This is a genomic window from Actinomycetospora endophytica (assembly GCF_021026375.1).
Taxonomy (GTDB): Bacteria; Actinomycetota; Actinomycetes; order Mycobacteriales; family Pseudonocardiaceae; genus Actinomycetospora; species Actinomycetospora endophytica.
Genome location: NZ_JAJNDB010000007.1, coordinates 199,254 through 216,453, shown reverse-complemented (window position 1 = coordinate 216,453; position 17,200 = coordinate 199,254). Strand labels below are relative to the sequence as shown.

At 75.8% G+C, this 17,200-nt stretch carries 20 protein-coding genes; 10 read left to right on the top strand and 10 right to left on the bottom strand.

The window, feature by feature from the left end; genetic code table 11:
• Window positions 1-30: 30 nt before the first annotated feature.
• Window positions 31-252, bottom strand: a complete 222-nt coding sequence (locus tag LQ327_RS27340) for a DUF397 domain-containing protein (RefSeq protein WP_230738975.1) — start codon at window positions 250-252, stop codon at window positions 31-33.
• Window positions 253-482: 230 nt separating this feature from the next.
• Here LQ327_RS27340 and LQ327_RS27335 point away from each other — a divergent pair, with 230 nt between their 5' ends.
• The gene (locus LQ327_RS27335; protein ID WP_230738974.1) at window positions 483-839 is read left to right on the top strand and encodes a hypothetical protein; all 357 of its coding nucleotides are present in this window, start codon (window positions 483-485) and stop codon (window positions 837-839) included.
• Between the two features lie 89 nt (window positions 840-928).
• Here the strand turns inward: LQ327_RS27335 and LQ327_RS27330 are convergent, their stop codons facing one another.
• The 3 genes from LQ327_RS27330 to LQ327_RS27320 form a co-directional block, all read right to left on the bottom strand.
• Window positions 929-1,612 carry a uracil-DNA glycosylase gene (locus tag LQ327_RS27330; protein WP_230739266.1) on the bottom strand — a complete coding sequence of 228 codons (684 nt, stop codon included), beginning with the start codon at window positions 1,610-1,612 and terminating at the stop codon, window positions 929-931.
• A 127-nt stretch (window positions 1,613-1,739) separates the two neighbouring features.
• Entirely contained in the window at window positions 1,740-2,252 is a 513-nt protein-coding gene (locus LQ327_RS27325; RefSeq protein ID WP_230738973.1) for a hypothetical protein, read from the bottom strand.
• A 53-nt stretch (window positions 2,253-2,305) separates the two neighbouring features.
• On the bottom strand, window positions 2,306-2,836 hold the full coding sequence (locus tag LQ327_RS27320) for a GNAT family N-acetyltransferase (protein WP_230738972.1): 531 nt from the start codon (window positions 2,834-2,836) through the stop codon (window positions 2,306-2,308).
• A gap of 193 nt (window positions 2,837-3,029) precedes the next feature.
• Here LQ327_RS27320 and LQ327_RS27315 point away from each other — a divergent pair, with 193 nt between their 5' ends.
• From LQ327_RS27315 to LQ327_RS27295, 5 genes are all read left to right on the top strand, one after another.
• Window positions 3,030-3,836: an IclR family transcriptional regulator gene (locus LQ327_RS27315; RefSeq protein WP_230738971.1), complete on the top strand. Its 807-nt coding sequence runs from the start codon at window positions 3,030-3,032 to the stop codon at window positions 3,834-3,836.
• On the top strand, window positions 3,833-4,585 hold the full coding sequence (locus LQ327_RS27310; RefSeq protein ID WP_230738970.1) for a haloacid dehalogenase-like hydrolase: 753 nt from the start codon (window positions 3,833-3,835) through the stop codon (window positions 4,583-4,585). The genes LQ327_RS27315 and LQ327_RS27310 overlap by 4 nt, the downstream gene beginning before the upstream one ends.
• On the top strand, window positions 4,582-6,060 hold the full coding sequence (locus LQ327_RS27305; RefSeq protein ID WP_230738969.1) for an FAD-binding oxidoreductase: 1,479 nt from the start codon (window positions 4,582-4,584) through the stop codon (window positions 6,058-6,060). Before LQ327_RS27310 ends, LQ327_RS27305 begins: the two co-directional genes overlap by 4 nt.
• Complete coding sequence (locus LQ327_RS27300; RefSeq protein ID WP_230738968.1) at window positions 6,057-7,202, top strand: FAD-binding oxidoreductase; 1,146 nt, start codon at window positions 6,057-6,059, stop codon at window positions 7,200-7,202. The genes LQ327_RS27305 and LQ327_RS27300 overlap by 4 nt, the downstream gene beginning before the upstream one ends.
• An 89-nt stretch (window positions 7,203-7,291) precedes the next feature.
• Complete coding sequence (locus tag LQ327_RS27295) at window positions 7,292-8,644, top strand: (Fe-S)-binding protein (protein ID WP_230739265.1); 1,353 nt, start codon at window positions 7,292-7,294, stop codon at window positions 8,642-8,644.
• A gap of 3 nt (window positions 8,645-8,647) precedes the next feature.
• Here the strand turns inward: LQ327_RS27295 and LQ327_RS27290 are convergent, their stop codons facing one another.
• Window positions 8,648-9,658 carry a thiamine-phosphate kinase gene (locus LQ327_RS27290; RefSeq protein ID WP_308286387.1) on the bottom strand — a complete coding sequence of 337 codons (1,011 nt, stop codon included), beginning with the start codon at window positions 9,656-9,658 and terminating at the stop codon, window positions 8,648-8,650.
• A 107-nt stretch (window positions 9,659-9,765) separates the two neighbouring features.
• Here LQ327_RS27290 and LQ327_RS27285 point away from each other — a divergent pair, with 107 nt between their 5' ends.
• Window positions 9,766-10,011, top strand: coding sequence for an Lrp/AsnC ligand binding domain-containing protein (locus LQ327_RS27285; RefSeq protein ID WP_230738966.1), 246 nt, complete (start codon window positions 9,766-9,768; stop codon window positions 10,009-10,011).
• 13 nt (window positions 10,012-10,024) lie between these two features.
• The gene (locus LQ327_RS27280; RefSeq protein ID WP_230738965.1) at window positions 10,025-10,633 is read left to right on the top strand and encodes a DUF3515 domain-containing protein; all 609 of its coding nucleotides are present in this window, start codon (window positions 10,025-10,027) and stop codon (window positions 10,631-10,633) included.
• Between the two features lie 18 nt (window positions 10,634-10,651).
• Here LQ327_RS27280 and LQ327_RS27275 read toward each other — a convergent pair whose 3' ends face one another.
• Window positions 10,652-11,755 (bottom strand): D-alanine--D-alanine ligase family protein, encoded by a 1,104-nt coding sequence (locus tag LQ327_RS27275; protein WP_230738964.1) that lies wholly within the window; start codon window positions 11,753-11,755, stop codon window positions 10,652-10,654.
• Window positions 11,756-11,766: 11 nt separating this feature from the next.
• Complete coding sequence (gene pdxR / locus LQ327_RS27270) at window positions 11,767-13,230, bottom strand: MocR-like pyridoxine biosynthesis transcription factor PdxR (RefSeq protein WP_230738963.1); 1,464 nt, start codon at window positions 13,228-13,230, stop codon at window positions 11,767-11,769.
• Between the two features lie 69 nt (window positions 13,231-13,299).
• Here pdxR and LQ327_RS27265 point away from each other — a divergent pair, with 69 nt between their 5' ends.
• Window positions 13,300-13,947, top strand: a complete 648-nt coding sequence (locus LQ327_RS27265; protein WP_230738962.1) for a pyridoxamine 5'-phosphate oxidase family protein — start codon at window positions 13,300-13,302, stop codon at window positions 13,945-13,947.
• Between the two features lie 4 nt (window positions 13,948-13,951).
• Here LQ327_RS27265 and LQ327_RS27260 read toward each other — a convergent pair whose 3' ends face one another.
• The 3 genes from LQ327_RS27260 to LQ327_RS27250 all read right to left on the bottom strand — a co-directional run bounded on the left by LQ327_RS27260 (window position 13,952) and on the right by LQ327_RS27250 (window position 16,268).
• A complete protein-coding gene (locus LQ327_RS27260) occupies window positions 13,952-14,371 on the bottom strand; it encodes an ATP-binding protein (protein ID WP_230738961.1) in 420 nt (139 codons plus the stop codon).
• A 107-nt stretch (window positions 14,372-14,478) separates the two neighbouring features.
• The gene (locus LQ327_RS27255) at window positions 14,479-15,492 is read right to left on the bottom strand and encodes an NAD(P)H-dependent glycerol-3-phosphate dehydrogenase (RefSeq protein WP_230738960.1); all 1,014 of its coding nucleotides are present in this window, start codon (window positions 15,490-15,492) and stop codon (window positions 14,479-14,481) included.
• Window positions 15,489-16,268 carry a lysophospholipid acyltransferase family protein gene (locus LQ327_RS27250; protein WP_230739264.1) on the bottom strand — a complete coding sequence of 260 codons (780 nt, stop codon included), beginning with the start codon at window positions 16,266-16,268 and terminating at the stop codon, window positions 15,489-15,491. Before LQ327_RS27250 ends, LQ327_RS27255 begins: the two co-directional genes overlap by 4 nt.
• 177 nt (window positions 16,269-16,445) lie before the next feature.
• Here LQ327_RS27250 and cofC point away from each other — a divergent pair, with 177 nt between their 5' ends.
• Complete coding sequence (gene cofC / locus LQ327_RS27245) at window positions 16,446-17,162, top strand: 2-phospho-L-lactate guanylyltransferase (protein WP_230738959.1); 717 nt, start codon at window positions 16,446-16,448, stop codon at window positions 17,160-17,162.
• Window positions 17,163-17,200: the final 38 nt, after the last annotated feature.

Below are 17,200 nucleotides of genomic sequence, written 5' to 3'. Positions count from 1 at the left end.
GTGTGTCCGGGCCGGGTCGGGACGCGCGGGTCAGGACGCGACGGCACCCGGCCTCGCGCACCGGCCGGGCTCGGCCAGGTCGTCGAACTCCCCGTCCTTCGTCCCGCGCACGAACGCGTCCATCTCGGCGCGCGTGTAGCGCAGCACGGGCCCGTCGACGTCGCCCACGGCCCGGACCAGGAGCCCGCCGTCGGCGAGCCGCGCCGTCTCGACACCGGCCCCGCTCGCGCTCCAACCTGACGTGTCGGTCATGTCGCCCCCTGTCCGACCGGTCGCGATGTGTGCCGTCGGCAGACGCACATGCGCTCGTTCTTGCGCCTGCACGGTACGTAGGTGAAGATCGAACAAGCGGGTCGAGGGTGGATGTGCGGCGAACGGAGGTCGTGGTGAGCCGATCGGACACGTCCACGACCGCTGAACCTCGCGTTCCGCGCGCCGAGCGCACGGTGCATCGCCGCTCGGCCCCGGTCCCGATGCGGGTCGTGTCGCAGCGACTGACGCCGGAGGAGGCGCGGGCCGCCGCCCCGGCACCGCCCGCTGACCAGCCCGCCGCGGCCACGCCCGTCGCCGCTCCCGCCACGGGAACGGCGGCCGCCCTGGCGGAGCCGCCCCTGCCGTCGCCGGAGATCGTCGGCCTCCCCGCGGTCGCGGAGCGGCCCCTGCCGGTGCTCGACCGGCGGCCCCGGCAGACCCCGTTCGCCCGGCTGATGAACCTGGTGCGCGGGCGTCGCCGGGCGGACCGCTGCGGGCGCCACCGGCCCGACACCACCCCCAGCCGGGCCTGGAGCATGTTCGCTCCGCAGCGACGCTCGCGGCGGCGGTTCGGCGTCCGGCGCTGAGCGCTCGGCTCGGCCGCGAGGGGCACATCAAACAGCTTCGGACCGTCGCCGGCGTGCGCCCTGTGCTCCCCGACCGGCGGCGGCAATGCTCAGGGCAGTCGCCAGTCCACCGGCTCGTCGCCGAGCTCCTCGAGGTAGGCGTTCGCCCGGCTGAAGGGGTGCGAGCCGAAGAATCCGCCCGACGCCGACATCGGGCTCGGGTGTGCCGACTCCACCGTCGGGACGTCCTCCCCGAGCAGCGACGTGAGCGACCGGGCGTCACGGCCCCAGAGGATCGCCACCAAGGGCTGGTCGATCCGCTCGACGAGGGCGCGGATGGCCTGCTCGGTGACCTTCTCCCACCCCTTGTCGCGGTGCGAGCCGGGTGCGCCGGGTGCCACCGTGAGGACCCGGTTGAGCAGCAGCACGCCCTGCTCGGTCCACGGCGAGAGGTCACCGCTCGAGGGCGGCGGATGGCCGAGGTCGTCGCCGTACTCGCGGAAGATGTTCTGCAGGCTCTTCGGCAGCGGACGCACGTCCGACGCCACCGAGAACGAGAGCCCGACGGCGTGCCCCGGCGTCGGGTACGGGTCCTGGCCGACCACGAGGACCCGCACGTCGGCGAAGGGCTGGGAGAACGCGCGCAGCACGTTCGCCCCCGACGGCAGGTACTTCCGGCCGGCCGCGACCTCGGCGCGGAGGAACTCGCCCATGGCCGCGACGTCCTCGGCCACCGGCTCCAGCGCCTCGGCCCATCCGGCCTCGACGGTCTCGGAGAGCGGGCGCGCCATCAGACGGTCCCGCGCGGGTCGGGGGCGGGCTCGCCGCCGGGGGCGTGGATCGGCACGGCGGTCACGCTAACCGCGGGCCGGGCACGCGCCCCGTCCGGGTCGGACGGGGCGGGTGCCTGCTCGCGCCGGGTCAGCTGCCGGGGTGGACGACGACGTCGCCGCTGGTCACCGGGAGGAACGCCACCGCCGGGGCGCACCGGCCCGCGAACGCCGCGGTCGGGAGCGGGCCGACGAAGCCGATCGAGTCCGGGCGCCCCGGGCCGCCGTCGTGCGCGGTGATGAGGATCGAGGTGAGCGGCACCGCCGCGGGACGGGTGCCGTCGGCCAGCGGGTAGAGGAAGCCGACCGAGTCACCGCGCACGTCCACGCACGTGGCCGGGCCCTGGGGCGCGATCAGGGCGCCGGCGGGCGGGGTCAGCGCCGCCCGGAAGTACCCGCTCGCGGCATGGGGGTCGGCGCCGTGCTCGGTGACGTCGAACGAGAACGAGAGCCCCGGCCCGGTCCCGGTGCCGTGCGCGGTGCCGCCGGTTCCGCCCGGGCCCGTCGGCGGCGCGGCCTGGCCGACCCCGGCGCCGGCGACCAGGAGAGCGGCGACGGCGGCGAGGCAGGTGGCCAGGCGGGCGACGAGGCGGTGTCGATGCACGACACCCTCAACGAGCGTAGGCCGAGCGGGTGATGCGGTTCACCCTTACGCCTTTACACCAAGATCCGTGCGAAGCAGATGCTGTCAGGCTCGTCCCGGTAGACGCCGAAGTTCGGGATCCGCTCGTAGCCACGGATCTCGTAGAACGCCTGGGCCTCCGGCTGTCGGACGCCGGTCTCGAGGATCGTCCGTCCGCAGCCGGCCGCCCCGGCGGTGCGCTCGAGCTCGTCGAGGACGGCGCCCGCGAGCCCCCGGCGACGGTGGGCGGGATCGACCCACATGCGCTTGATCTCGGCGTCCCCGGGGCGCATCACCGCGGCGTCCGCCACGTCGATGGTGGCCGCGGTGTGACGGCGCCAGCCCCCGCAGCACACCGCGCCCGTTCCCGGGAGGCTGCCGACCAGGAAGAGGCCCCGGGGCGGCGCGAACTCGGCGGGGTCGACCGGCGTCCGGTCCGCCCCGCCGTAGCGCTCCACGTAGAAGGCCTGCACGGCCTCGACGAACCGGACGCTCTCCGGGTCGTCGTACGCGGCCACCCGCAGGACGAGCCCGGCGGCGTCCGGGCGCGAACGGGACCGGGACACCTCAGTCGACACCCGTCGGCGGCATGGCGGTGTGCCCCTCTCCCCCGATGACGCGGCGGCCCGGGATCGACGGTAGCTCCCGGGCCGTCGGATTTCTACACCGCGGAACTTGATTTTCACGATGCGGAATGCTGGACTGATCCGGACACGCCACCGTGAGGCAGGCCAGGGATGGCCGGGGAGGAGGCCCGCCGTGCCGGAGTCCCCCGGTGGTCGCCCCGTGCAGTCCCTGCAGCGGGCGTTCGACCTGTTGGACGATCTCGCGGACGCCGGCGGCCGCGCCACCCTCTCCGAGCTGGCGGTCGCCTCCCGGTTGCCCGCCGCCACGATCCATCGGCTGCTGGGCACGCTCGTGGAGCTCGGTCACGTCCGTCGCGAGACCGGGCGCCGGTACGCGCTGGGCCCCCGCCTGGTCCGCCTCGGGGACGCGGCCGGACGGGTCCTGGGCGACGGGGTGCGGCCCGTGCTGGCCGACCTCGTGGAGCGCACCGGCGAGTCGGCGAACCTCGCGGGGCTCGACGGGTCCTCGGCGGTCTACCTCGCGCAGGTCTCCTCGCCGCACCCGATGCGGATGTTCACCGAGGTCGGCGCCCACGTCCCGCTGCACTGCACCGGGGTCGGCAAGGCGCTGCTGTCCACCGTCGAGGCCGAGCTGGCCCACCGGCTGGTCGAGCGCGCCGGGATGCCGGCCCGCACCCCAGCCACCATCGTCGATCTGGTCACGCTCGACCGCGAGATCCGCGTGGGCCTCGAGCGCGGGTGGCACGTGGACGACGGCGAGCAGGAGGTCGGCGTGCGCTGTGTCGCCGTCGCCGTCCCGGAGGCCCCGACGCCGTGCGCGGTGTCCGTCTCCGGCCCGGCGGCGCGGCTGGGCCTGGACCGCGTCGAGGTGGTGGGGGCGTTGCTGCGCGACGCCGCCCGGCGCATCTCCGACCAGCTGACCGGGATCCCGGCCCCCGAGCGGGCGTCGGACCGCGTGCCCGAGGGGACGGGCCGGTGAGCCGGCCGGTCGGGGTGTGCTGGGACATCGATGGCACGCTGCTGCGCGGCGGGCGGGTCGGTGGCGAGGTGCTGCGCCGCGCGTTCGTCGCCGTCACCGGCCGGGAGCCGCCGCCGGTACCGATGGGCGGGATGACCGACCACCTCGTCGCCGAGGCCTTCCGCGACGGCCTGCCCCCGGCCGAGGCCGCGGAGCTGCACCGGCGCGGGGCGGACTACACCCGGGAGATGGTCGCCGCGATCGCACGGGAGTGGCACGGCCGCGGACCGGAGCTCGCCGAGGTGCTCACGGTGCTGCCGGGCGTCCCCGACGCGCTCGCCCGACTCGCCGCACGGCCGCGGGTCGACCAGCTCGTCGTCACCGGGAACGTCCGGGCGGGCGCCGAGCTCAAGCTCACCGTGGCGGGCCTGTCGCCGGGCCCGCTCGATCTCGAGGGCGGGGTGTACGGCGACCTGCCCGGGCCGCGCTCGGTCCTGGTGCACACCGCGAGGGCCACCCTGGAGCGCCGTCACGGCGGTCGGGTGGCGCTGGTCGTCGTCGGGGACACCCCGCGCGACGTCGAGGCCGCGCACGCGGCCGGGGCGCTGGCCGTCGGTGTCGCCACCGGCGCCGCGACGGCCGCCGAACTGACCGCCGCGGGGGCCGACCATGTCACCGAGGACCTCTCCGACCCGGCCGCTCTGGTGGCGATCGTGACGGCGGCGGGCGAGGATCCCGGAGCCACCTTCAGGGAGCGTGCAGATCGATGACGACAGCCACCACGGGCGCGGGGAGCACCACCGGCGCGCTCGCCGCGGACTTCTCCGCCCTCCTGCCGGACACGTGCGTGATCACCGACGAGGTCGGGCTGCGCAGCTACGAGTGCGACGGGCTGACCGGTTTCCGGCAGGTCCCCGCGGTCGTGGTCCTGCCCCGCGACGCCGAGGAGGTCGCCGCGTGCGTCCGGGTCTGCGCCCGGCACGGGGTCCCGTTCGTCGCCCGCGGGGCGGGCACCGGCCTGTCCGGCGGCGCGCTCCCGGTGGCCGACGGCGTGGTGATCTCGCTGCAGAAGCTCCGCCGCATCCTCGAGATCGACGTCGAGAACCGGCGGGCGGTGCTCGAGCCCGGCGTGTTCAACCTGGACATCTCCGGGGCGGCTGCCCCGCACGGGCTCTACTACGCGCCGGACCCGTCGAGCCAGCAGGTCTGCACCATCGGCGGCAACGTCGCGGAGAACTCCGGCGGGGCGCACTGCCTGAAGTACGGGTTCACCACCAACCACGTCCTCGAGATGGAGGTCGTGCTGGCCGACGGCACGCTGGTCACCCTGGGCGGGCCCTCGTCCGAGCAGGCGGGCCCCGATCTGCGCGGCCTCTTCCTCGGCTCCGAGGGCACGCTGGGGATCTGCACCAAGGTCACCGTCCGGCTGCTGCGCAAGCCCGAGGCGGTGCGCACCGTCCTCGCCGACTTCCCGTCGATCGAGGCCGCCGGGGACACCGTCGGCGCCATCGTGGAGGCGTCGATCGTCCCCGCCGCGGTGGAGATGATGGATTCGCTCGCGATGGAGGCCGCCGAGGCCGCGGTCGGCGCCGGGTACACCGTCGAGGCCCCCGCCGCGCTGATCATCGAGCTCGACGGCCCGGCCGAGGAGTGCGACGAGCAGTTCGCCGAGATCACCCGGCTCTGCGAGGAGCACGGGGCGACCCGGATCCACGTGGCCGGGACGCCCGAGGAACGCGCGAAGGTGTGGAAGGGCCGCAAGGCCGCGTTCGCCGCGGTCGGGCGCATCAGCCCGGACTACTTCGTCCAGGACGGGGTCGTGCCCCGCACCCGCCTCGCCGAGGTGCTGACCCGCATCGCCGAGATGGGCTCCGAGGTGGGGCTGCGCGTGGCCAACGTGTTCCACGCCGGCGACGGGAACCTCCACCCGCTGGTCCTGTACTCGGAGGCCGCGGGCGAGCACGAGACCGCGGAGGACCTCTCCAGCCGGATCGCCGAACTCTGCGTGGAGCTGGGTGGCTCGCTGTCCGGCGAGCACGGCATCGGCGCGGACAAGGCGTGCTCGATGACGCGGATGTTCACCGACGACGACCTCGCGGTCATGCAGCGGGTCCGGGCGGGCTTCGACCCCGACGGTCGGTGCAACCCCGGCAAGATCTTTCCCACGCCGCGGCTCTGCGGTGAGCGGCCCGGCCCGTTCCGCCCGCATCCCCTCGAGGAGGCCGGAGTGATCAGCCGACTGTGAGCACCTCCACCACGGCACCTACCACCACCACCGAACTGCGTGACGCCGTCCGGGACGCCCCGGGACCCGTCGTCGCGACCGGGGCGGGCACCGCCGCCGACTGGGCCGCCCCGCCGGCCCCGGACGCGACCGTGATCTCGGTGCGCGGCCTCGCCGGCGTCGTCGCGCACAACCCCGGCGACATGACCGTCGCGGTCGGCGCGGGCACGCCGCTGGACGCCCTGCAGTCCGCGCTGGCCGAGCACGGGCAGCGGGTCGCGTTCGACGCCGCCCGGGTGCGCCGCGGCGCCACCGTCGGCGGGCTGTTCGCCACCGCCGACTCCGGCCCGCTCGCCCTCGCGTACGGCTCGCTGCGCGACCTGGTGATCGGCGTGACCGTCGTCCTGGCCGACGGCACCGTGGCGCGCTCCGGCGGGCACGTGATCAAGAACGTCGCCGGCTACGACCTCGCGAAGCTGCTGCACGGCGCGCACGGGACCTTCGGGGTGATGTCCGAGGTGGTGCTCCGCCTGCACCCCCGTCCGCCCGCGGTGCGCACCGTCGCGCTGCCGTGCCCGGACCTGGCCGGCCTGCCCGCCGCGGGCCGGGCGGTCACCGACACCCCGGTGGAGCCCTCCGCGCTGGAGTGGTCCGACGGTCGGCTGCTGGTCCGGCTGGAAGGCACCGAGGGTGGTGTCGAGGGGCGGGCGACGCGACTCGCCGGGCTCCTCGACGGGGCCGCGGAGCTCCCGGCCGCCGACGCGGACGCGGCCTGGTCCTCGCACGCCGACGCCGTGGAGGGCCCGGACGGTCGGGCGGTGATCCGCGTCGGGGTGCGTCCCACCCAGCTCGGCGAGGTCCTGACGTCGCTGGTCGGCGAGGCCGACGCCGAGGACGTGACCGCGGCGCCCGCCACCGGGGTCGCGACGCTGACCGTGCCCGCCGACGCCGAGGTGGTCGCGGCCGTGCACCGCCGGCTCGCGGCGGCCGGCGGCACGTCCACCCTGCGGTCCCGGCCCGCGGGTACCGATCTCCCCGCGTGGGGACCCGCCCCGGCGAGCGCCGTGCTGCTGCGCGCGGTGGCCGCCTCCCTCGACCCCGACCACCGGATCGGCCGCGGGCGCATGGACCCGTGGCTGCCGAGGACAGGAGCGCCCGCGTGACGAGCACGCCCACCACCGGACCGACCGGCCCGGGGCCCGACTTCTCCTCGCAGCGCGGGGAGAAGGACTCGCCGGAGCGCACCGACGCGCTGGCCGAGGCCGGGCGGCCGGGGCACGGCAGCTTCGACGCGCACCACCCGCCCGCCCAGGAGCTGCTCGACGACTGCGTGCACTGCGGGTTCTGCCTGCCGACCTGCCCGACCTACGCGCTGTGGGGCGAGGAGATGGACTCCCCGCGCGGGCGGATCTATCTCATGCAGATGGCGGAGAACGGCGAGATCCCGCTCGAGGGCGCCTTCACCACGCACATGGACCGGTGCCTGGGCTGCATGGCGTGCGTGACCGCCTGCCCGTCCGGGGTGCAGTACGACCGGCTCCTCGAGGCCACCCGGCCCCAGATCGAGCGGAACGTGCCGCGCTCCCGGGCGGATCGGCTCTTCCGCGAGGCGATCTTCACCCTCTTCCCGTACCGCCGCCGGCTCCGGGCCGCGTCGCTGGGCGGGGCGCTCTACCAGAAGCTGCGCCCGAAGAAGATGGACCGGCTGCTCGCGCGGCTGCCGCGCCGCCTGGAGCGCCTCGTCGCGATGGAGTCGCTGCTGCCGCCGGTGTCGGTGCGCGACGCGTTCGCCCGGACCCCCGCGCGCACCCCGGCGGTCGGGCCCCGGCGCGGGCGGGTCGGGATGCTCACCGGCTGCGTGCAGGACGTCTTCTTCCACCAGGTCAACCTCGCGACGACGCGGGTCCTCGCCGCCGAGGGCTACGAGGTCGTCGCGCCCCGCGAGCAGGGCTGCTGTGGGGCGCTCGGGCTGCACGCCGGCCGCGAGGAGGAGTCGGCCGAGCGGGCGAAGGCGCTGATCGCGGTGTTCGAGCAGGCCGACGTCGACGTCATCGCGGTGAACGTCGCCGGGTGCGGCTCGTCGATGAAGGAGTACGGCGAGCTGCTGGCCGACGACGACGAGGCGAGCGGAGTGACGGGGGACGGGCTCAGCTGGTCCGACCGCGCGGCACGCTTCTCGGCGAAGGTCCGCGACGTCTCCGAGGTGCTCGCCGACGCCCTCGAGGACTCCCGGGCCCCGCGGCACCGGGTCGACGCGACCGTGGTCTACCACGACGCCTGCCACCTGGGTCACGCCCAGAAGATCCGCTCGCAGCCGCGGGAGGTGCTGCGCTCGATCCCGGGCGTGGAGCTCACCGAGCTCCCGGAGGCCGAGATCTGCTGCGGGTCCGCGGGGATCTACAACATGCTGCAGCCGGAGGCCGCGGGCGATCTCGGGCGCCGCAAGGCCGAGAACATCCGCGGCACCGGGGCCGACCTGCTGGTCACCGCGAACCCGGGCTGCCTGCTGCAGATCCGCAAGTACCTGACGGGCGAGCTGCCGATGCTCCACCCGGTGCAGCTGCTCGACGCCTCGATCCGGGGGGTCCGCCCGCCGGGCATGTAGGGATCAGCGCCAGTGCCGCCAGCCGGGGTCGCCGGCGCCGCCCCAGCGGTCGGCGTCCACGCTCACGCCCGTGCCCAGGCGGACGTCGGCACAGACCGTCCATCCGTCGGGCACGGCGTCCTCCTCGCGGAAGCAGGCGACGAGAGCGTGGTCCTCGCCACCGGTGAGGGCCCACGCCAGGGCGTCCTTGCCGAGCGCGGAGGCCACGTCGCGGAGCTTGTCGGCCACCGGCACCAGCTCCGAGCGGACGTCGATGCGGACACGCGAGGCCGCGGCGATGTGCCCCAGGTCGGCGAGCAGCCCGTCGGAGGTGTCGACCATCGCCGTGGCTCCGGCCCGGGCGGCCACCGGGCCCTCGGTGAACGGCGGCCGCGGGGTGCGGTGCGCCGCGACCATCGCCACCGGTGACCGGAAGCCGCGGCGCAGCACCTCCATCCCGGCGGCCGACCAGCCGAGCACGCCCCGGACCGCGACGACGTCGCCGACCTTCGCGCCCGACCGCCGCACCGGGGCCCGGCCCTCCAGGTCGCCCAGCGCGGTGATCGACACCACGATCTGGTCGGCGGACACGGTGTCGCCGCCGACCACCCCGACGCCGGCCTCGGACGCGGCGTCCCAGATGCCGGCGGCGAGACCGTCGACGACCTCGGTCGACGTCGAAGCGGGACAGGCCAGCGAGAGCAGCAGCGCCGTCGGGATCGCTCCCATCGCGGCGACGTCCGCGAGGTTGGCGGCGACCGCCTTGCGCCCCACCTGTTCGGGCCCGGACCAGTCGAGCCGGAAGTGCACGCCCTGCACCAGGGTGTCGACGGTCGCGACCACCCGGCCGTCGGGCGCCGCGACCACCGCCGCGTCGTCACCCGGACCGAGCAGGGTCCCGTCCGGCTGGGGCCGGTCGGCGGTGATGCGGTCGATCACACCGAACTCACCGAGGTCGGAAACCTGCCCGCCACCAGCGGATTCGCGTCCTGCTCCGTCCTGCTTGGTGGTGTCACCGCTCGCCGTCCGGCTCACCCGTCTGCCCCCTGCGGTACCTTCCGACACGTCGTGTCACGTCCCGTGCACGCCGTCCTCTCCCCGACGAGCGGGCGAGCGTGCCCGTCCCCCGAGGAGGCCCGTCCGTGGTCCAGGCCTACATCCTGATCCAGACCGAGGTGGGCCGCGCCGCCGCGGTCGCGTCGGACGTGGCCGGGATCGAGGGCGTGACACGGGCCGAGGACGTCACCGGGCCCTACGACGTGATCGTCCACGTCCAGGCCGCCGACGTCGACACGCTGGGCGACCAGGTCATCGTGGCCGTGCAGAAGGTCCCCGGCATCACCCGAACGCTGACGTGCCCGGTGGTCTCCGCCGCCGCGACGGCCTGACCCCGCACCCGCGGTGACCCCCACCCGCGCGCCGGAGCTCGACCGCCGCCTCCCGAGAATCCTCCTCGGCCTGGCGCTCGCGCTGCCGGTCCTCCTCGTCGTCGGCGTCCTCGTCGCCTCGCAGCTGCTCGGGCAGCAGGCCGACCCGGACCCCGACACCGGTCCACTCGCCGTCGCGGCGGTCTCGGTGCCCGCCGCCGCGTCCGCGGACTGCTCCCGGTTGTTCTCGGGGCTGCCGCTGGACATCAACACCGGTGAGGGGCTGCTGCCGCGCCGGACGCTCGCGGCACCCGCACCCGCGGGGACGATGGCGTGGGGCGGGGAGAAGGAGGCCACCGGGCGGCCCGAGGACCAGCCGATCGTGCTGCGCTGCGGCCTGCCCGCCCCGGCCGAGCTGGGCCCGACGAGCCCACTGCTCGACGTGGACGGCGTCTCCTGGTTCGGCATCCCCGGCCCGGGGGCGACCACCTGGGTCACGGCCGATCGCGCGATCTTCGTCGGGCTCACGCTGCCCGACGGCGTCGGCAGCGGCGCCATCCAGGACGTCTCGCGCGGCGTGAAGATCACTCTGGTGAGCCGGGACTCGACGCCGCCCGCCCCGACGCCGACACCGACCCGCTGAGGGGCCCGCCCGCGGACCTCACCGGACACCGGTCCCGTGGGCGAGGGCGGTCTCGACCAGCGTGGTGAGCAGCGTCGGGTAGTCGACGCCCGTCGTCGCCCACATCCGCGGGTAGAGCGACGTGGCGGTGAAGCCCGGCATGGTGTTGAGCTCGTTGACCAGCACGCGCCCGTCGTCGGTCACGAAGAAGTCGACCCGCGCGAGGCCCGAGCAGTCCATGGTGCGGAACACCCGCACGGCCTGCTCGCGGACCGCCTCGCCGACCGCGTCGTCGAGCTTCGCGGGCACGTCGAGCTCGCTGACGTCGTCGAGGTACTTGGTCTCGAAGTCGTACCAGTCGTCGGCACCGGGCAGCCGGATCTCCGCGGCCACGCTGGCCTCGACCCGGCCGTCGGGGAACTGCAGCACGCCGCACTCGATCTCGCGCCCGACGACGGCGGCCTCGACCAGGACCTTCGGGTCGCTCTCCCGGGCGAAGGCCACCGCGTCGGCGAGGTCCTCCCAGGCGGTGACCCGCCGGATCCCGACCGACGAGCCCGCGCGGGCCGGCTTGACGAAGACCGGCAGGCCGAGCCGCTCGCGCTCGGCGGCCGTGAGGTCGGTGGCCGTGCGGTCGAGCGCGACGGCGTCGCCGACGACGAGGCCGGCGTCGCGCAGCAGCGCCTTGGTGACCGTCTTGTCCATCGAGGCGGCACTCGCGCAGACCCCGGCGCCCACGTAGGGCACGCCGGCCGTCTCCAGCAGGCCCTGCACCTCGCCGTCCTCGCCGGCGGGCCCGTGCAGCGCGGGGAACACCGCGTCGATCGTCGCGAGCACCGCGCCACGGCGTCCGTCGGCGAGGCTGACCAGCTCACGGCGGGTGGGGTCGGGCAGCAGCGCGACCGGTTCCCCCGCGTCCGCGGTGACCTCGGGCAGCTCGCGGCCGTGCAGCCGCCAGCGTTCGGTGTCGTCACCGACGGCGAGCCACTCCCCGTCGCGGGTGATGCCGACGGCGACGACGTCGAACCGGTCCCGGTCGAGGTTGTCGAGGATCCCCCCGGCGGAGACGCAGGACACGGCGTGCTCCCCCGACCGGCCGCCGAAGAGGACCAGCAGCGTCGGGCGCCGCGCGGGTGCTCCCATGCGCGCGGAGCCTACGCGGGCCCCACACCGACGCCACGCGCCGTGCCGGGGACGTCGGCGAGCGCAGTCCCCCACCGGAGCAGGGCGTCGGCGAGCTCGGCGCGTGTCGGGGCGGCCCACCCGACGAGGACGCCGTGGCTCCGCGGCGCCCCGCCCTCGAGGTGGTGCGCCGCGAGCCCGTCGACGAGCAGGCCCGCGTCGGCCGCACCGGCCACGGCCGCCTCCTCGGCGGCCGCCGACCCCAGCGGCACGACGAGGTGCGCCCCCGCCCGGTCCCCGACGACCCCGTGCCCGGCTGCCGTGACCGCGTCGACGACGAGGGTGCGGCGGGCCGCGAGCTCGCGTCGCAACCGCGCGAGGTGGCGCCCGAGCGCGCCGTCCCGGGCCCATGCCGCCAGCACCGCCTGGCCCGCCGGCGCCGGGCGCGTCCCGGTCTCCCACCGGGTGGCCAGGACCTGGTCCCGCAGCGCGGGCGGGGCCACCATCCAGCCGACGCCGAGCGTGGGCGTCGCGATCTTGCTCGCGGTGCCGAGGTGCACGACGACGTCGGGCGCGAGCGCGGCCAGCACCGGCAGCGGCGCGACGTCGTAGCGCAGCTCGCCGTCGTAGTCGTCCTCGACGACCACGAAGCCCTCGGCCCGCGCCCGCTCGACGAGCGCGCCGCGACGCGCCACCGGGAGCCGGCCGCCGAGCGGGTACTGGTGCGCGGGGGTGGTGTAGACGACGTCGAGCCCGGCCGGCAGCGCGTCCACGACGAGGCCGTCGGCGTCGACGGCGAGCCCGACGACCTCGGCACCGTCGGCCCGCGCGACCCCGGCCGCGCGCCGGTAGCCCGGATCCTCGATCCCGACGCGAAGCGGCCGTCCACGTTGCCGTCGCAGCACCGCGAGGACCTCGGCGAATCCGGTGGTGGTTCCCGCGGTGGCGAGCAGGTCGTCGGCCGCGGCCGGGATGCCGCGGTGGCGGAGCAGGTGCTCGGCGACGGCCGACCGGTACGCCCCGGTGCCCGCGTGCTCGGGGCGTTCCGCCGGTTCGAGGTCGCCCGCGCGGCGCCAGGCCCGCCGCCAGGCCGCGGTGTCGAGCACCTCGAGGCAGGGAGCGCCGGGTCGGAGATCCACTCCGTGCATGGGTGGCGCCGTCCGCTCGTCAGATGACAGGGATGAGCCGTTGCCGACACGGGGCGGGGGCGAGGCGGACCGGGGCGGCGCGGCACGGGGCGGCGCCGCCGTCACGAACGTCCCCGCCCCGTGCCGGGCGCCCAGCCAGCCCTCCGCCACGAGCTGGTCGTAGGCGGCGGCCGTGACCGTGCGGCTCAGGCCCAGCTCCCGGGCCAGCACCCGCGTCGCCGGGACCCGGTCCCCCGGCCGGAGCCGGCCGTCGACCGCGGCACGACGCAGCGCGTCGGCGAGCTGCACGGCCAGCGGCTCAGGGGCGTCCCGGTCCAGGACCACCACCGACGACACCGGACTCCCCACGAATGGCCTCCTCGATCGCCTCGCGAATGGCCCTCGCAGCATGCCACTGACCGCGCCACGATCGTCGTCGTGAGCCTCTCCACCACCGCCCGCACCCAGCTCCGGCGCAAGCGCGAGCGTCAGGCCGACGACTGTGCCGCCCTGCACGCCGTCCTCGACGAGGCGCTGCTCTGCCACCTCGGGCTCGTCGACGGCGACGGCGCCCCGCTGGTGCTGCCGACGATGCACGCCCGGGTCGGCGAGGTCGTCTACGTGCACGGCTCCAGCGGCGCGGCGAGCCTGGCGACCGAGCGGGAGGTCTGCCTGACCGTGACGCTGCTCGACGGCCTCGTCCTGGCCCGCAGCGTCTTCTCGCACTCCGCGAACTACCGCAGCGCCGTCGTACGCGGCCGGGCGCGGCGGGTGACCGATCCCGACGAGCACCTCACGGCACTCCGCGCCGTCGTCGAGCACCTCACCCCCGGGCAGTGGGATCACGCCCGCCGACCCGACCGCCGGGAGACCGCGGCGACCGCTGTCCTCGCGCTGGACCTCGCCGAGGCCAGCGTGAAGGTGCGCCAGGGGCCGCCGGGGGATCCCGAGGAGGTCGCCGCGGGCGACCGGCGATGGGCGGGGGTGGTGCCGGTGACGACGGTCCTCGGCGCGCCCGAGACCTGCCCGGCGCTCCCGGACGACGTGACCGTCCCGGAGCACGTCCGCACCTGGGCGGGCGGCTGAGGCCCTACGGCTCGATCCAGCGCCGCAGCCGGATCGTCGTCCCGGTGGTCCCGGAGAGCACCGAGGCGCAGCTCAGGGTGTGCATGAGCGGGATCCCGCGACCCCGCCACCCGGGCTCGCCCGACCGGCGCCACGCACCGTCGTCGGAGATGGTGACGACGAGGTCGCGTCCCCCGTCGAGCGGCGGGGACGCGGCGGCCCACAGCCGCATCTCGCCCGGGGTGCCGGTGGCGGCGTACGCGTGGTCGACGACGTTGGCGAGCGCCTCGTAGACGGCGAGGGTGAGGTCGTCGACGGTGTCCTCGTCGGCGAGCTCGGCGAGCCAGGTGCGGAAGCTCCGGCGCAGCGCGGAGGCGTCCGCGCGCGTGGCGGTCGCCGTCCGGGCGAGGGTGATCCCCGACCCGACCGGTCCCGTTCCGCTCACGCGGGGCGGCTCCGTCCGCTGCAGCACGTCCACGAAGCCCTGTGTTCCTCGCGTATCCGCGGGCGAAACCCGGAGCCGACCGTTCGGACGCGGGAGCGCGACGTGGGTCACTCCGGCTTCCGCTCGCGGTTGATCAGCTCGTCACCGACGTCGCGCGCGGAGACCTGACCGGCGCACACCCGGCTCACCGCCTCCACGATCGGCGTGTCGACGTCGTGGCGGCGCGCCAGCTCGCCGATCGCGTCGCACGACTTCACGCCCTCGGCGACCTGGCCGTGGTTGGCCTCCTCCGCCTCGGCGACGGAGAGCCCCTTGCCCAGCGAGGCGCCGAAGCGGCGGTTCCGGGACAGCGGCGAGGAGCACGTGGCGACGAGGTCGCCCATGCCGGCCAGCCCGGCGAGGGTGAGGGCCTGGCCGCCGAGCGCCACGGTCAGCCGGGAGATCTCGGCGAGCCCGCGCGTGATGAGCGACGCGGTCGTGTTGTCGCCGTAGCCCATCCCGGCGGCCATCCCGCAGGCGAGCGCGATGACGTTCTTGCACGCCCCGCCCAGCTCGCAGCCGATCACGTCGACGTTGGTGTAGGGCTTGAAGTACCCGGTCGAGCAGGCGTGCTGGACCGCGACGGCCCGGTCGTGGTCGGAGCACGCGACGACCGTGGCCGTGGGCTGCTCCGCGGCGATCTCCCCGGCGAGGTTCGGGCCGCTGACCACCGCGATACGTCCGGGGTCCACCGCGCCCGCGTCGGCGACGACCTCGCTCATCCGCTTGAGCGTCCCCATCTCGACGCCCTTCGCGAGGCTGACGACCGTCGCGTCGCGCGGGAGCTGGTCGCGCCAGTCCTCGAGGTGGGCGCGCAGCTTCTGCGCCGGGATCGCGAGGACCACGGTGGTGACCCCGTCGAGCGCGGCGTCGGCGTCGTGGGTGGCCCGCAGGCGAGCGGGGAGCATGACGTCGGGCAGGTACTCGGAGTTCAGGTGATCGTTCTCGATCTCGTCGGCGACCTCCTTGCGGCGCGCCCACAGGCAGACGTCGGTGCCCGCGTCGGCGAGCACCTTCGCGAATGTCGTGCCCCACGAGCCGGCGCCCAGCACCGCGTAACGACCGTCGACCTCAGGACTCACCGAGCCGTCCCCGCTCCGTCTCCCGACCCGCTCGGGGCCGACTCGCCCCGGACCTCCTCGAGCAGCGCACGCACGGCGGACATCATCCGCTCGGTCGTCTCCCGCAGCAGCGCCGCCCCTGGTGCCTTCCCCCCGACGCGCGCCCGCAGGTCGGAGAGGTCGAGCGGCGCCGCCGCCCGCACCGTGATGGTCGCGCCGAGCGGGGAGGGCCGGAACCGCTTGTTGTAGTGGTCGTAGACCTGCAGCGTCCCCCAGTGCACCGTCGGGATCACCGGGATGTCGTTCAGCAGGGCCAGCCGCGCGGCCCCCGAGTGGGCGGTCATCGGCCAGCCCTCGGGATCGCGCGTGATGGTGCCCTCGGGGTAGATGACCACCACGCCGTCGTCGTCGAACGCCCGCTGGGCGGCCTCGAGGCTCGATCCGGCCTCCCGCGAGCCCCGCGAGACCGGGATCTGGCGACTGCCCGCCAGGACCCGTCCGAAGACCGGCACCTTCCACAGCGAGTCCTTCGCGAGGAACCGCGGCACCCGGCGGGCCCGGTGGACGAACACCGCCGTGTAGACCGGGTCCAGGTACGACACGTGGTTGCACACGAGCATCGCCGGGCCCTGCGCCGGGACGTGCTCCAGCCCGACCATGCGACGCCGGGCCAGGAGCACCGTCAGCGGGTAGAAGACCACCGCGCTCAGCGCGACCCACGGCCCGCCCGGCTCGCGGCGCCTGCGACGCACCTCGTCGGGCAACGCGACGACCGCGTCACCGCCGGGCCTGCGCACGATCGCCACCAGGTCGCCTCCTCGTCCCCGCACGTCCCGCCGGTCGCCCGCCGACGGAGTGCGCGCAGTCTCCCGTGGGCGGTGATCGTCCGTCCAGACTCGAACGGCGGGCCACGACGTGACGAACGGCGGGTTCCGGCTCGGTGCCCGCGCCCGCCCGGGCGGAAGATGGCACCCATGGCCGCCCCCGTGGACCTCGTGGTCCCGATCAAGGAGCTCCGGCGAGCGAAGTCACGGCTCGTCGGCGCCACGGCCGACCTCGCCCCCACCGCGGCCGGGCGGTCGGCGAGCCGGGCCGGGCTGGCGCTGGCCCTCGCCTCGGACACGCTCGCGGCCGTGCTCGCCTCCTCGGTGCGCCGGCTCGCCGTCGTGACGTCCGACCCGCACGCGGCGGCCCTGATCGGCCCCGCCGACGGCGCGAAGGAGCCGCCGCGCGCCGTCGTCGTGGACGACCCCGGGACCGGGCTCAACGCGGCCGTCCTCGCCGGGGCCGACCATCTCCGCGGGGGCGACGACCCGCCCGGGCTCGTCGCCGCGCTGCTCGGCGACGTCCCGGCGCTGCGCCCGGCCGAGCTCGACGAGGCCCTCGCCGCGGCGGCGGGGGTGATCGCGGACGGTGCCCCCGCCGCGTTCGTCGCGGACCACACCGGGGACGGGACGACGCTGCTCGTGCTCTCCCGGCCCGGGGACGGCGGCCCGCACTTCGGCCCGTCCTCGGCGCGCGTCCACGAGACCGCGGGCGCCGTGGCCCTGACCGGCGCCTGGCCGGGACTGCGCCACGACGTCGACGTCCCCGAGGACCTCGACCAGGTCCGCGCCCTCGGGGTCGGGCCCGCCACCCGGGCATGGCCCGACGTGCACACCCCGGCCGTTCCCCTCGCCGGGTGCCGCTGAGCACCCGTTCACCACCGGTGTGTCGCGCGTCCGGTGAC

Bases quoted from the DNA above. Each gene is read 5' to 3' on its own strand.
- LQ327_RS27340 (WP_230738975.1), bottom strand. From the start codon at position 252: ATGACCGACACGTCAGGTTGGAGCGCGAGCGGGGCCGGTGTCGAGACG.
- LQ327_RS27305 (WP_230738969.1), top strand. From the start codon at position 4,582: ATGACGACAGCCACCACGGGCGCGGGGAGCACCACCGGCGCGCTCGCC.
- LQ327_RS27275 (WP_230738964.1), bottom strand. From the start codon at position 11,755: ATGGGAGCACCCGCGCGGCGCCCGACGCTGCTGGTCCTCTTCGGCGGC.
- cofC (WP_230738959.1), top strand. From the start codon at position 16,446: ATGGCCGCCCCCGTGGACCTCGTGGTCCCGATCAAGGAGCTCCGGCGA.